General features: G+C 61.2%; 10 protein-coding genes. 2 read left to right on the plus strand and 8 right to left on the minus strand.

All coding sequences use genetic code 11. The annotated features are described in order from the left end of the window. Positions 1-46: 46 nt before the first annotated feature. From MA884_RS16035 to kdpF, 5 genes are all read right to left on the minus strand, one after another. Positions 47-2,698 carry a sensor histidine kinase KdpD gene (locus MA884_RS16035; RefSeq protein WP_256231430.1) on the minus strand — a complete coding sequence of 884 codons (2,652 nt, stop codon included), beginning with the start codon at positions 2,696-2,698 and terminating at the stop codon, positions 47-49. A 387-nt stretch (positions 2,699-3,085) separates the two neighbouring features. Further along, entirely contained in the window at positions 3,086-3,631 is a 546-nt protein-coding gene (gene kdpC, locus MA884_RS16040; protein ID WP_256231431.1) for a potassium-transporting ATPase subunit KdpC, read from the minus strand. 162 nt (positions 3,632-3,793) lie between these two features. Further along, positions 3,794-5,848, minus strand: a complete 2,055-nt coding sequence (kdpB, locus tag MA884_RS16045; protein ID WP_256231432.1) for a potassium-transporting ATPase subunit KdpB — start codon at positions 5,846-5,848, stop codon at positions 3,794-3,796. Between the two features lie 10 nt (positions 5,849-5,858). Further along, positions 5,859-7,553 carry a potassium-transporting ATPase subunit KdpA gene (kdpA, locus tag MA884_RS16050; RefSeq protein WP_256231433.1) on the minus strand — a complete coding sequence of 565 codons (1,695 nt, stop codon included), beginning with the start codon at positions 7,551-7,553 and terminating at the stop codon, positions 5,859-5,861. 8 nt (positions 7,554-7,561) lie between these two features. Next, on the minus strand, positions 7,562-7,651 hold the full coding sequence (gene kdpF / locus MA884_RS16055) for a K(+)-transporting ATPase subunit F (protein ID WP_047226333.1): 90 nt from the start codon (positions 7,649-7,651) through the stop codon (positions 7,562-7,564). A 405-nt stretch (positions 7,652-8,056) separates the two neighbouring features. On the opposite strand from kdpF, the gene eat reads away from it, so the two are divergent. Then, positions 8,057-9,421 carry an ethanolamine permease gene (gene eat / locus MA884_RS16060; protein WP_256231434.1) on the plus strand — a complete coding sequence of 455 codons (1,365 nt, stop codon included), beginning with the start codon at positions 8,057-8,059 and terminating at the stop codon, positions 9,419-9,421. A 119-nt stretch (positions 9,422-9,540) separates the two neighbouring features. Continuing rightward, positions 9,541-9,708, plus strand: a complete 168-nt coding sequence (locus tag MA884_RS16065; RefSeq protein ID WP_003183831.1) for a DUF2897 family protein — start codon at positions 9,541-9,543, stop codon at positions 9,706-9,708. Between the two features lie 183 nt (positions 9,709-9,891). On the opposite strand, the gene MA884_RS16070 is transcribed toward MA884_RS16065, so the two are convergent. The 3 genes from MA884_RS16070 to MA884_RS16080 form a co-directional block, all read right to left on the minus strand. Then, positions 9,892-10,743 (minus strand): DUF1989 domain-containing protein, encoded by an 852-nt coding sequence (locus tag MA884_RS16070; RefSeq protein WP_256231435.1) that lies wholly within the window; start codon positions 10,741-10,743, stop codon positions 9,892-9,894. A gap of 160 nt (positions 10,744-10,903) precedes the next feature. Then, positions 10,904-11,239 (minus strand): helix-hairpin-helix domain-containing protein, encoded by a 336-nt coding sequence (locus tag MA884_RS16075; protein WP_256231436.1) that lies wholly within the window; start codon positions 11,237-11,239, stop codon positions 10,904-10,906. 114 nt (positions 11,240-11,353) lie between these two features. Beyond that, positions 11,354-13,348 carry a nucleoside-diphosphate sugar epimerase/dehydratase gene (locus MA884_RS16080; protein ID WP_256231503.1) on the minus strand — a complete coding sequence of 665 codons (1,995 nt, stop codon included), beginning with the start codon at positions 13,346-13,348 and terminating at the stop codon, positions 11,354-11,356. Positions 13,349-13,439 lie beyond the last annotated feature (91 nt).

Raw genomic sequence — 13,439 nt, forward strand, 5'->3', positions numbered from 1 at the left:
GGTCCGTTCAATGCAATCAAGGGGAAAGAGAGTAACCCAGCGCCGCTCAGGCTTCATCGTCCAGGCCCGGTTGCGCCTGCAATGGCAGATGCAAGATGATGCAGGTACCGCGCCCGTCCAGGCCGGTGTCCACGCTGATTCGCCCGCCATGGGCACCGACCATGCCCTGACAGATCGCCAGTCCCAGCCCGGTACCCTGCCCGCCGCGATCACCGCGCGCAGCGGTGTAGAACATGTCGAAGATTTTCTCGCGCTCTTCTTCAGGGATCCCGGGCCCCTCGTCGGCCACGGCGAAAAAAACTTCGCTGTCCGTCGCCCCTGCGCTCAGCAGCAGACGCCCGTGAGTCGGAGAAAATCGTGCGGCATTCTCCAGCACATTCACCAGCGCCTGTTCGATCAGCGCCGCGTGAACATACAACAACGGCAACTCGGTCGGCACCTCGATGCCCACCGCCAACGGCGCCAGCACCGCCCGCAGCCGGTTCAACGCGCTGCCGACGATGTCGGCCGGCGATACCCAGTCCCGCGCCAGCTTCAGGGCGCCGTGGCCGAGCCGGGTCATGTCCAGCAGGTTCTGAATGTAGCGATCCAGGCGCTCGGCTTCATCGCGGGTGCCTTCCAGCAGTTCGCGGCGATCGGCCAGCGGGATCGCCTCGCCCAACGCCAACAGACTGTCGATACTGCCGCGCATGGAGGTCAGCGGCGTGCGCAAATCGTGGGACACCGAGGCCAACAACGCACTGCGCAGTTGCTCGGTTTCACCGTGCAGGCGCGCCGCTTCCAGATCCTGGGCCAGTTGCGCCCGAGCCAGGGCCTGCGCCAATGGCTGACTGAGGGCAGCCAACAGACGACGCCGCTGGCCGCTCAACGGCTTGCCTTCTTTCGAGCACACGCCCAGCAACGCCAGCGGCCCCTCCTCTGTCGACAACGGCCACCACCACCAGCGCCCGGACGGCAGTGTTCCGGTGCCGGCGCCGGCCGGTTGGTCGTGTTGCCAAGCCCAATCGGCGGCCGCGCGCTCAGCTTCGGTGAAGGTCAACGGTTCGGCCGTTTCGACCTTCCAGTCACCCTGACCGTCACGGTTGAGCAGGCACAGTTGCAGGTCGTGCCAGCCGTTGAGGTGCTGCGCGGCGGCGCTGATCACCGCTTGGCGGTCAGTCGCGGCGGTCAGCTTGCGGGACAGGTCAAGCAGCTCGCCGGTTTCCTGCTGGGTCTCGCGCAGCGCCTGCAACTGTCGTCGCTGGCGGGCCGCAAGGTTGCCGGTCAGGGCCGCCATGAGCAAGAAAAACACCAGGGTGAGTACGTCTTCTTCACGCTGGATGGTGAAGGAAAAATTCGGTGGGATGAACAGAAAGTCATAGGCCAGGAATGACAGCGCCGCGCAGGCCAGCGCCGGGCCGAGGCTGCTACGAACCGCCACCAGCAACACCGCCATCAGAAACACCAAGGAGATATTGGGCAAGGGCAGAAGCCCGGAGATCCCCCAGGCCAGCGCACTGGCCGCCGCCGTCGCCACCAGCGCCAGCACGTAGTCGAACCCGCTCAGGACGGCGTTTGAACGCACGCGGGCCACAGGGCGCTGTTCATCGCGGTCCAGCACGTTGAGTTCCAGCCCCCTGGTATCGCGCAGCAAGCGTGAAGCCAAGCCACCACCCAACAGCCGCCGACGCAGTCGCGGCCTGGACTGTCCCACCAGCACCAGCGTGGCGCGACGTTCGGTGGCGTGCTGGATCAGGGTCCTGGCGACTTCACCGGCCCGTAGCAGCACCACTTCCCCGCCAAGGCGCTCGGCCAGTTGCTGGGCATTTTGCAGGCGCTGGCGCGATGGCTCGTCCCGCGTGCTGCCGTTGTCCACGTGTACCAGGCTCCAGGGAAGATGCCGACGCTGGGCGACGCGGCTGGCATGGCGCACCAGACGTTCGGCCTGGTCATCACCGTCGACCCCCACCAACAATCGTCCCCGCACCGCCGGAGCCGCCTGGCCCAGTTGCCGGTAGCCCTGGGCAAGATCGTTGTCCACCTGTGCGGCGGCGGTTTGCATGGCCAGCTCACGCAATGCGGTGAGGTTGGTCTGGCTGAAAAAAGCATCGATCGCTGCGCGCGCCTGTTCAGGCACATACACCTTGCCATCGCGCAGGCGCTCCAGCAGCTCGCGCGGTGGCAGGTCGATCAGCAGCAGTTCATCGGCCTCCTGCAGGACCCAGTCGGGCAGCGTCTCGCGAACTTGCACGCCGGTGATACCGCGCACCTGATCGTTGAGACTTTCCAGGTGCTGGACGTTGACGGTGGTGTAGACATCGATGCCGGCGGCCAGCAACTCCTGAATGTCTTGCCAGCGTTTGGCGTGACGGCTGCCGGGCGCGTTGCTGTGGGCCAGTTCGTCCACCAGCACCAAGGCCGGCCGAGTCGCGAGCAGACCATCAAGGTCCATTTCCTCGAGCACCACCCCGCGATACTCCGAACGCACCAGCGGCTGCTGCACCAGACCGCCGAGCAGCGCTTCCGTTTCACTGCGGCCGTGAGTCTCCACCACGCCGGCGACCACCCTGACACCTTGGCGCAGTTGCGTGTGGGCCGCCTGCAGCATGGCGTAGGTCTTGCCGACACCCGGCGACGCACCCAGGAAAACCTTGAGCCGGCCACGGTCGGTGCGGGGCAGCTTGGCTAACAGTGCGTCGGCGCGGCCGGAGTCGCTCATGTGTTGGGGTTCTCTTTCAGAGGTTGATCAAACGGCCGGTGGGAGCAGGCCGGTGGAAGCAAAGTGGAACCTGTGAGAGCTGCCCCTGCGGGAGCAAAATGGAACCTGTGAGAGCAAGCCCCTGTGGGAGCAAAGTGGAATCTGTGAGAGCAAGCCCTGTGGGAGCAAAATGGAATCTGTGAGAGCAGCCCCTGTGGGAGCAAAGCTTGCTCGCGATGAACAATAACGCGGTTCGGCAGTTGAACCGTGTCGTCCTGATCGCGAGCAAGCTTTGCTCCCACAGGGCCTGCTCCTACAGGGCTTGCTCCCACAAGGCTTGCTTCCACAGCCTTTGCTCCCACAGATTTCACTTTGCTCCCACAGGCCCCACTCCACTCCCACAGAGGTCTACAGTTTTTCCAGCGCCAGGTTCAGCGCCAGCACATTCACCACTGGCGGCCCCACCAGCGGTTGCTCGATGTGAGCGTCGAGCAGTTGCTGCACGGACGCCACCGGCAGATTGCGTGCGGCGGCGACACGCGCCAGTTGATAGGCAATCGCCGCCGGTGGCAAGTGGGGATCCAGTCCGCTGCCCGAGGTGGTCAGCAGCGCCAGCGGCACAGGGCCTTGACCGGGCACTTGCAATGCCTGGGCGTCATCGATCACCCGCGCGGCCAGGGCCGGATTGCTCGGGGAAAAGTTGCTGGCGCCGCTGGCTACCGTGGCGAAAGCGCCGGCCGATGGACGCGGATGGAACCAGGCATCACCCTGGAAATCCTGGGCGATCAACAGGGAGCCACGGACCTTGCCGCCGGCATCAACGATCAGGCTGCCGTTGGCCTGGGCGGGAAACGCGACCTGGGCCACGCCCGTAACCAGTAAGGGGTACGCAACGCCGGTGATCAGGGTCATCAGAAGCAATAGGCTCAAGGCCGGGCGTATCAGAGTGAACATCCAGAAATCCTCGAATTGAATAAAAAATTACCTGTGGAAACCACCTTGTGGGAGCAAAGCTTGCTCGCGATGCAGTCACCTCGGTCTGAACCAACACCGTGTCATCGTCCATCGCGGGCAAGCCTTGCTCCCACAGGGTGAAGATGAGCGTTGGTTGTCCGCTCAAACCAGCCCCAGCGCCGTCAGCAACATGTCGATCGCCTTGATCCCCACAAACGGCACCACGATCCCACCCAGGCCATAGATCAGCAGATTGCGCCGCAGCAGCGCCGCCGCGCTGGCGGCCTGCACCCGCACACCACGCAACGCCAACGGGATCAGCACCACGATGATCAAGGCGTTGAACACAATCGCCGACAGAATCGCGCTTTGCGGGCTGCTCAGGTGCATCACGTTCAGCCCCCCCAGTTGTGGATAGATCGAAGCAAATAGCGCCGGCAGGATGGCGAAGTACTTGGCGATGTCGTTGGCGATGGAAAACGTCGTCAAGGCCCCACGGGTCACCAGCAGTTCCTTGCCGATTTGCACCACGTCCAGCAACTTGGTCGGGTCGCTGTCGAGGTCGACCATGTTGGCCGCCTCTCGCGCCGCCTGTGTGCCGTCGTTCATCGCCATGCCGACGTCAGCCTGGGCCAGGGCCGGCGCATCGTTGGCGCCGTCACCACACATCGCCACCAGACGACCGTCATTCTGCTCATGACGGATGCGCGCCAGTTTTTTCTCCGGCGTGGCCTCGGCCAGCACGTCATCGACGCCGGCCTCGGCAGCAATGGCGGCGGCGGTCAGCGGGTTGTCGCCGGTAACCATCACCGTGCGAATCCCTAACTTGCGCAGCTCGGCAAAGCGCTCGCGGATACCGGGCTTGACCACGTCCTTCAGATGAATCGCCCCCAGCAGCCTGCCGTCAACGCACACCAGCAAAGGGGTACCGCCGCTCTGGGCGATCTTGTCCACCTCCCGCGCCAGTGCAGGTAGCAGTTCGCTTTTCGACAGGCCGATAAAACTCAGCAGCGAATCCACGGCACCCTTGCGGTACACCCGGCCCTGATAATCGACACCGGACAATCGGGTTTCGGCACTGAACGGCACAGCGGTCAGCAGTTCGGCGCCCGGCTCGGGTTGCGAATGCAAACCCCGCAGGTACTCGACGATGGACTTGCCCTCCGCCGTGTCGTCGGCCAACGAAGCGAATAACGCCCCTTCGGTCAGCTCCTTGACGCTTACACCGGGCGCGGCGTGAACCGCGGTACAGCGACGATTGCCGAAGGTGATGGTGCCGGTCTTGTCCAGCATCAGCACATGCACGTCCCCCGCCGCTTCCACCGCGCGACCGGACTTGGCGATCACGTTCAGGCGCACCAGCCGATCCATCCCGGCGATACCGATGGCCGACAACAGCCCGCCGATGGTAGTGGGAATCAACGTCACCAACAGCGCCACCAGAAACACCAGCGGCAAATTACCGTTGGCGAAATGCGCGAACGGCTGCAGCGTCACCACCACCAGCAGGAAGATCAGCGTCAGGCCGATCAGCAAAATATCCAGCGCCACTTCGTTGGGCGTCTTCTGCCGCTTGGCGCCTTCGACGAGAGCGATCATGCGGTCCAGGGTGGATTCACCGGGGTTACTGGTGACGCGCACCAGCAGCCAGTCGGAGACCAGGCGCGTGTTGCCGGTGACGGCTGAACGATCGCCGCCGGACTCGCGGATCACCGGGGCCGATTCGCCGGTAATCGCCGCCTCGTTGACGGCCGCGATGCCTTCGATCACTTCGCCATCGCCAGGAATCATCTCCCCCGCCTCGACGCGTACCACGTCACCCTTTCGCAGGCGGGCGGCGGCTATCACCTCAAAGCCGTTGGCCGTCTGGCGGCGTGCGCTCAGGCCTTCGCTACCGGCCTTGAGACTGTCTGCCCGGGCCTTGCCGCGACCCTCGGCCAGGGCTTCGGCAAAGTTGGCGAACAACACCGTGAACCACAACCACAGGGCAATTTGCGCGGCAACAAAGGTCGGCACACTGCTGTCCGGAACGAAACACAACATCGTGGTGAGAATCGCGGTCAGTTCCACCACCAGCATCACCGGGGCGCGGTGCAACTGGCGCGGGTCGAGCTTGACGAACGCTTGCAGCAGCGCTGGCCGCCACAAGGCCGAGATCGCGGTTTTCGGTTGCTCCGGCGCCTTGGCGACGACGGTTTTGCTCATTGGCATATTCATCATCAGATCCTCAGAAGCCCAGGCTCAGGTGTTCGGCAATCGGCCCCAGGGCCAGGGTCGGCAGGAAGGTCAGGCCGCCCACCAACAGAATGGTCACGGTGAGCAAGGTGACGAACAGCGGGCCGTGGGTCGGAAAGCTGTTCGGGCCGATCGGCGCGGTTTTCTTCAGCGCCAGGCTACCGGCCAAGGCCAGCACCGGCAGGATGTAGCCGAAACGGCCGATCAACATGCCCAGCCCCAGCATCAAATTGTGGAAGGGTGTGTTGGCACCAAAGCCGGCGAAGGCCGAACCGTTGTTCGCCCCCGCCGAGGTGTAGGCATACAACAACTGGCTGAAGCCGTGGGCGCCAGGGTTGCTCACCGCAGCAGCAGGCCCGGGCAGGCTCGCAGCAATCGCCCCCAGCCCCAGCACACTCACCGGCATGACCAACAGGGTCACCACCAGCAGTTGCACTTCCCTGGCAGCGAGCTTCTTGCCCAGGTATTCCGGGGTACGGCCAATCATCAATCCAGCCAGGAACACTGCGATCAGCACGTTCAGCAGCATCCCGTAGAGCCCCGCGCCGACGCCGCCGAAAATGACTTCGCCGACCATCATGTTCACCAGCGAGACCATGCCGCTCAGAGGATTGAGGCTGTCATGCATGCCATTGACCGAGCCATTGGATGCCGCCGTGGTGGTGACGGACCACAGCACCGTGGCCGTGGTGCCAAAGCGCGCCTCCTTGCCTTCCAGTGGAGCGGTCTGCTCCACCGAAGCGTTGTACAGCGCCGGGTTGGGTTGGGATTCGGCCCACAACGAGGTGGCGCCGCCGATCAGAAACAGTGCGAGCATGCAGGCGATGATCGCCCGGCTCTGGCGCAGGTCCTTGACGTAATGGCCGAAGGTGAACACCAGCGCGGCGGAAATCAGGATGATCGACGCGACTTCGAACAGGTTGCTCCAGGCCGTCGGGTTCTCGAACGGGTGCGCCGAATTGACGCCGAAGAAACCACCCCCGTTGGTGCCCAGTTGCTTGATCGCGATCTGGCTGGCGGCCGGGCCCAATGGAATCACTTGATCCGCGCCCTGCATCGTCAACCCGTGCACATAGTGGGCGAAGGTTTGCGGCACGCCCTGCCACACCAGGAACAGCGCCAGCAACAGGCACAGCGGTAACAGCCCGTAGAGGGTGGCGCGGGTCATGTCGACCCAGAAGTTACCCAGCGTTGCAGCGGATTTGCGCCCAATTCCGCGACACAGCGCCACCAGCACGGCCAGGCCCGTGGCGGCGCTGACAAAGTTCTGCACGGCCAGGCCAAGCATCTGGCTCAGGTAGCTCAACGACGCTTCACCGCTGTAGGACTGCCAATTGGTATTGGTGGTGAAACTCACCGCCGTGTTGAATGCCTGGGTCCACTCCATACCCGGCACTTTTTCGGGGTTGAGTGGCAAATGCCCCTGTAACAGCAGAATGGCGAACAACAGCGAAAAACCGGCCAGGTTGAAAGCGAGCAAGGCCAAGGCGTATTTCTGCCAGCTTTGCTCAACGGCCGGATCGACACCGGCCAAGCGATAGCAACCACGCTCCACCGGGCCAAGAACAGGTGAAAGCCAAGTGCGCTGGCCTTCCATCACCCGGTAGTAAAAACGCCCCAGAAACGGTGCAGGGATCAGCACCAGCGCGAAGAAGGCGAAGATCAGCCCGTAGTCATAACCGTGCATAGCCACTCCTAGTTCCGATCCGCGCGCAACAGCGCAATCAGTAGATAAATGAACAGCGCCGCGGCCAGCAGCAGCGACACCCCGTCCAGAAGGCTCATGGGATTTCTCCGTCGTACGGCGTCATGCCGTGTCTGGAGTGATTGTCGGCAGGGAGGGCGTAAAGGAACGAGATCGAGAGAGGGGTTGGGGGATAAAGAATGTGTAAAAAATGGGTTTGTGGTTGGCTGGGCGGGCCTCATCGCGAGCAGGCTCGCTCCCACAGGGGATTGTCAGTGGAGGAAAATTCTCTATTCACAACAGATCAAATGTGGGAGCGAGCCTGCTCGCGATGAGGCCCGCCCCGGCACTGACGCTCCGAACTGGAGCACAAAATCGAGCCATCAGGCAGCGAACATCCCCGATACGACACAATTTCACCCATTACGACCAGCGCGACCACACTGGCACGCCCACTGCACTGCCCCACCCCAGCGCTTTTGCTATGGATCGAGGGGGAGCCACCGATGAACACACAACTCAAACCCACCCTGGGCACCCTGCATCTATGGGGTATTGCCGTCGGGCTGGTGATCTCCGGCGAGTACTTCGGCTGGAGCTACGGCTGGGGCGTTGCCGGAACGCTGGGCTTTCTAGTGACATCATTCATGGTCGCGGCCATGTACACCTGCTTCATCTTCAGCTTCACCGAACTGACCACCGCCATTCCCCACGCCGGCGGACCGTTCGCCTACAGCCGTCGGGCATTCGGCGAAAAAGGCGGGTTGGTCGCCGGTCTGGCAACGCTGATCGAATTCGTCTTCGCGCCACCGGCCATCGCCCTAGCCATCGGCGCCTACCTGAACGTGCAATTCCCGGCCCTGGACCCAAAACACGCGGCGGTCGGTGCCTATATCGTGTTCATGGGCCTGAACATCCTCGGGGTGAAACTGGCGGCGACCTTCGAGCTGATCGTCTGCGTGCTGGCGGTGGCCGAATTGCTGGTGTTCATGGGCGTGGTCGCCCCGGCGTTCAGCTTCAGCAGCTTCGCCTTGAACGGCTGGGCCGGTTCCGATGTGTTCGGCGCGCCGGCCATTGCCGGGATGTTCGCCGCAATCCCCTTCGCCATCTGGTTTTTCCTGGCCATTGAGGGCGCGGCCATGGCCGCCGAAGAAGCCAAGGACCCGAAACGCACAATTCCCAAGGCCTACATCAGCGGCATCCTGACCCTGGTGTTCCTGGCCATGGGCGTGATGTTTTTCGCCGGAGGCGTGGGCGACTGGCGCACCCTGTCCAACATCAACGACCCGCTGCCCCAAGCCATGAAAACCGTAGTTGGCGAAAGCTCCGGCTGGTTGCACATGCTGGTGTGGATCGGCCTGTTCGGCCTGGTGGCAAGCTTCCACGGCATCATCCTCGGCTACTCGCGCCAGTTCTTCGCCCTCGCCCGCGCCGGCTACCTGCCCGCCTCACTCGCCAAACTGTCACGTTTCCAGACCCCGCACCGGGCCATCATCGCCGGCGGCCTGATCGGCATCGCAGCGATCTACAGCGACGGTCTGATCAACCTCGGCGGCATGACCCTGACCGCAGCGATGATCACCATGGCCGTATTCGGTGCCATCGTCATGTACATCATGAGCATGCTCAGCCTGTTCAAACTGCGTAAAACCGAACCCAACCTGGAACGCACCTTCCGCGCGCCGGGCTATCCGATCATCCCGGGTATCGCCCTGGTACTGGCAGTGGTGTGCCTGGTGGCGATGGCCTGGTTCAACGCGCTGATCGGGCTGATCTTCCTCGGTTTCATGGCAGTAGGCTTCCTGTACTTCATGCTAACGGCGCAACTGCGCGCCGATGCCCCGGCCGATGCGATGCTCACCGGGCTTTGAGGTGAACCCGGCAGAACGGGCGTAGTATGGAACCACTGCGAACAACCTTCGCTCATAAGTGGTAGGTGCGATGGACAGGCGAAATCTTCGTCATCCATCGCCCCCTCAAGGAGAGCCCTATGCCCTGGTACGCCTGGTTAATTCTGATTGTTGCAATCGGCTCGATCGTTGGTGGCTTGATGATGCTGCGCGACACCGCCAACAAGGTCGAACTGACGGATGAACAGCGCAAGCGTGTTGCCGAGCGCAATGCCGAGATGGATGCGAAGGAGGCCAAGGATCGTTGATTGCTGCACACCGCTTTTGTGGCGGCTGGGCCTGCCTGTAGGAGCTGTCGAGTGCAACGAGGCTGCGATCTTTCCCCTCTCCATTGAGTCTGGAGCGAAGATCAAGAGATCGCAGGCTTCGCCAGCTCCTACAAAACCCAGCGGGAGCAAGCTCCCTCGCCACAAAAGCCAGCGCTTGCTACATCACTGCTCCCAATCCGCCTTGGCAATCTGCAAGCCATGCAACCCCTTGTACGCCGCCCGCTCAGGCTGGCTCCAGCCCGCCAGCAATGAATCCTCCAACCGATAGATCTCCACCCCCAACGGACGACAGACACTGAGGGGATCCTGCGCATCCGGCCCCCACATCGCCAGCGACAAATCGCCGCCGGGGCAAGTGGACAAGGCACACAGCAAATCGATCTCGGCAAAAAACTCCAAATAATCGCCCTTCTGCGCCGGACAAGCCTTCATGAAGTACATGTCGTCATGATTGAGCCCGGTACATTGGAAAATATTCAGCACATCGTGCACATCGAACTCGGTCAGACCATGGGGTAATACCGCGCGGGTCAGGTTCGAGTGGCAATGATGGTGAAAATCCTCGCCGGTGAGCATCCTGTTCACGTACGGATCACAGCGCGTACCGAGCAGATCGTGCAACCGTCCACCATGCTCGTCGATCCCATAATCGGCCAGACTGTCATCGGTAATGGTCACCAATGGCCGCAAAAACGGCAAGTTCGACCACAGCCGGTCATGAGTGCTGACGTGGGCGCCCTGAAGCTGACGGGTACGGGCCGCCCACAGACGCTCCCGTGGATCGTGGGCATTCCAGACGTTGAAGTCCCCCACCTGCGGGCCCACGGGGGTCGTGACGCGGAACACATGACCGGCGGGTACGTGCCAAGCGCGGCCGGTGCGGATGGGCACCTCGAACTGTTCGATCAGGGTGCGCTTGTCCTGCTGGGTGCGGATGCGGTCGTAGAAGGGTTTGTCCACTTGCAGGGCCGAGCCTTTGCTGACTTGGTAGGCGGCTGGGTAGTTTTTGTGCATGGGGGTGGGTCCTTGATCTGAGGTGATTGGCGGGAACGAAGCTCCAAAAGGGGATGGTCGAACCTACACCAAGACGCATCCGAATCATCGTTTTAGGTGGCATTGGGCCAAAACGCAAAAAGGCCAGTCATATTCGACCGGCCTCTTTCACCATCACACCTCAGTTCACTTCCAGCTTGTCACGATTCCTGTCGAGAATCGCCTTGCCAATCCCCTTGACCTCCAGCAACTCATCCACCGAAGAGAAGGCTCCATTACTCTCACGATACGCAACAATCGCATCTGCCTTGGCCTTGCCTATCCCCGCCAGCTCGCGTTGCAGCATCGCGGCGTCCGCCACGTTCAGATCCACCTTGGCGCCTTGCGGTTTAGCTGAAAGTTCCAGTGCCTGCGGCGCAGCCGTCGTCTCGGGCTTGACTGCGGGCGCAGCGATAACAGCTATCGAGGCACTGGTCAGAAGGGCAAAAACCAGAGAGTAGAAATAGCCTGTACGCATAAGTGACGCTCCATGACATCGTTAAGAGAGAAGCAGCTTTTCCGAAGCTGCTCCTCAAACTTAGGCGATGATGGGGGGCTGTCAAAAGTGTGTACGTTACAGGGTGTGTAACAATCAAGGTTCCAGGCGACGTTGCTGGTAGATCCAGTCGACGATCTCGCCGTCCGGGGCGTAGCCACTGACGGTATCGCGCAGCAACTGACGGACTCTGGCGTAGTCATCGTGTTCGATGGCAGCCAGCAGCTCCGCCAGCCGGGCCTTGAGCACATCCCAGGGCAGGTGATCTTCGTTGGCACTCATGATCATAGGGTGCGAGGTGGCGACGACGTTATCGCCAATCAGTAACTCCTCGTAAAGCTTCTCGCCAGGACGCAGCCCCGTGAACTCGACTGAAATGTCGCCATGAGGGTTCTTTTCCGAACGAACACTCAAACCAGACAGGTGAATCATCTTCTCCGCCAGCTCGACAATCTTCACCGGTTCGCCCATGTCCAGTACAAACACATCCCCACCCAAGCCCATGGAACCGGCCTGAATCACCAACTGCGCGGCCTCGGGAATGGTCATGAAATAACGCGTGATCTTGGGATGTGTAACGGTTAACGGGCCGCCGGACTTGATCTGCTTATGGAACAGCGGAATAACCGACCCTGACGAGCCCAGTACATTTCCGAACCGGACCATGGTGAAGCGGGTTTTATTAACTCGCGAGACATTGGCCTTATCGCCGAACAGCACTGGCGCCAGTTCGCGGCTCAGGGCCTGCAAGGTCAGTTCTGCAAGGCGCTTGGTGCTGCCCATCACGTTGGTGGGGCGCACGGCTTTGTCGGTGGAAATCAATACAAAATTCGAGACGCCCGCCTGCAACGCGGCTTGCGCAGTGTTCAACGTCCCGATCACGTTGTTCAAGACACCTTCGGCAATATTGTGCTCAACCATGGGCACATGCTTATAAGCGGCGGCGTGATAGACCGTATCGACATTCCAGGTCTTCATCACGTCCAGCAACTTGTGCTGATCGCGCACCGAACCCAGGATAGGCAGCAAGCGAACAGACAACGATTCCCGAGCGATTCTCGGCTCAAGTTCAGACAGAATACTGTAGAGATTGAACTCACTATGCTCGAATAGCAGCAGCGTAGTGGGTTTGAGCGCTACGATTTGCCGACAAAGCTCAGAACCGATTGAACCTCCCGCCCCTGTTACCAAAACCGACTGTCCGGCGATGCAATGCTCAAGCAAGTCAGCTTGTGCAGGCACAGGATCGCGCCCAAGAAGATCCGCAATGTCCACTTCCTGGATGTCATCGACCTTGACCCGGCCACTCGCCAGATCCATGAAGCCGGGCACACTGCGCACATGCAGCGGGAAGCCTTCCAGCAACGTCAATATTTCACGACGACGACCTCGTGACGAAGACGGGATCGCCAACAAAATCTCTTGCGCGCCGGTCGCATCGATCATTTTTTGAATGTGTTTCGGTTGGTAGACCTGAAGCCCGGCGATCACCCGGTCTGCAATGCTGCGATCATCATCGATGAACGCGACCGGACGCATTACCCGCCCCATACGCAATGCCGCGACGAGTTGGTTACCCGCGGCACCAGCACCATAAATAGCGACTTTGGGCAAACCATCGTCACGGTTGGTGAAGGGGACATGCTGGGCTGCGGTGAACCAGTCTCCCAGAAAGTATTGACGCATCATGAGGCGCAAACCGCCGATCATGATCAGGCTGAGCCACCAATAGTTGAAGATGATGGAGCGTGGGACCACGTTTTTATGGTTGCTGTACCAATATACCAAGAGAGCCAACAGCAAGGCAGAGAGACTGACTGCCTTGCAGATAGTGATCAGCGCGTCATTGCCGAAATAACGCATGACGGCGCGGTACATGCCAAAGCGGATGAAAATCGGGATAGCGATCAGCGGAGCAGATGCGAAAAGCCAAAGATGCGTTTCGATCGGGCTCGCCAAGGCGTCGACACCGAGTCGAACGACGAATGCCAACCATAGGGCGACCCAAACCAGAACCACATCTGTGGCCACCTGGATTGCCCGTTTGTGACGTCTTGGCAAGCCAAGCAAGGCTATTCTTAATTTATCCATAAACCCTTTACGCACCTTGACCAGCTCCTAAAACCAATCCATTCCTGATGCCTGCGGTTATCTTAACGACCATTGGACATCTGATACAAAA

The sequence above is a fragment of the Pseudomonas sp. Q11 genome, assembly GCF_024494355.1.
Taxonomy (GTDB): Bacteria; Pseudomonadota; Gammaproteobacteria; order Pseudomonadales; family Pseudomonadaceae; genus Aquipseudomonas; species Aquipseudomonas hefeiensis.

Coding starts and splice junctions, on each gene's coding strand:
- MA884_RS16035 (WP_256231430.1), bottom strand. CDS start 2,698: ATGAGCGACTCCGGCCGCGCCGACGCACTGTTAGCCAAGCTGCCCCGC.
- kdpC (WP_256231431.1), bottom strand. CDS start 3,631: ATGTTCACTCTGATACGCCCGGCCTTGAGCCTATTGCTTCTGATGACC.
- kdpB (WP_256231432.1), bottom strand. CDS start 5,848: ATGAATATGCCAATGAGCAAAACCGTCGTCGCCAAGGCGCCGGAGCAA.
- kdpA (WP_256231433.1), bottom strand. CDS start 7,553: ATGCACGGTTATGACTACGGGCTGATCTTCGCCTTCTTCGCGCTGGTG.
- kdpF (WP_047226333.1), bottom strand. CDS start 7,651: ATGAGCCTTCTGGACGGGGTGTCGCTGCTGCTGGCCGCGGCGCTGTTC.
- eat (WP_256231434.1), top strand. CDS start 8,057: ATGAACACACAACTCAAACCCACCCTGGGCACCCTGCATCTATGGGGT.
- MA884_RS16065 (WP_003183831.1), top strand. CDS start 9,541: ATGCCCTGGTACGCCTGGTTAATTCTGATTGTTGCAATCGGCTCGATC.
- MA884_RS16070 (WP_256231435.1), bottom strand. CDS start 10,743: ATGCACAAAAACTACCCAGCCGCCTACCAAGTCAGCAAAGGCTCGGCC.
- MA884_RS16075 (WP_256231436.1), bottom strand. CDS start 11,239: ATGCGTACAGGCTATTTCTACTCTCTGGTTTTTGCCCTTCTGACCAGT.
- MA884_RS16080 (WP_256231503.1), bottom strand. CDS start 13,348: ATGGATAAATTAAGAATAGCCTTGCTTGGCTTGCCAAGACGTCACAAA.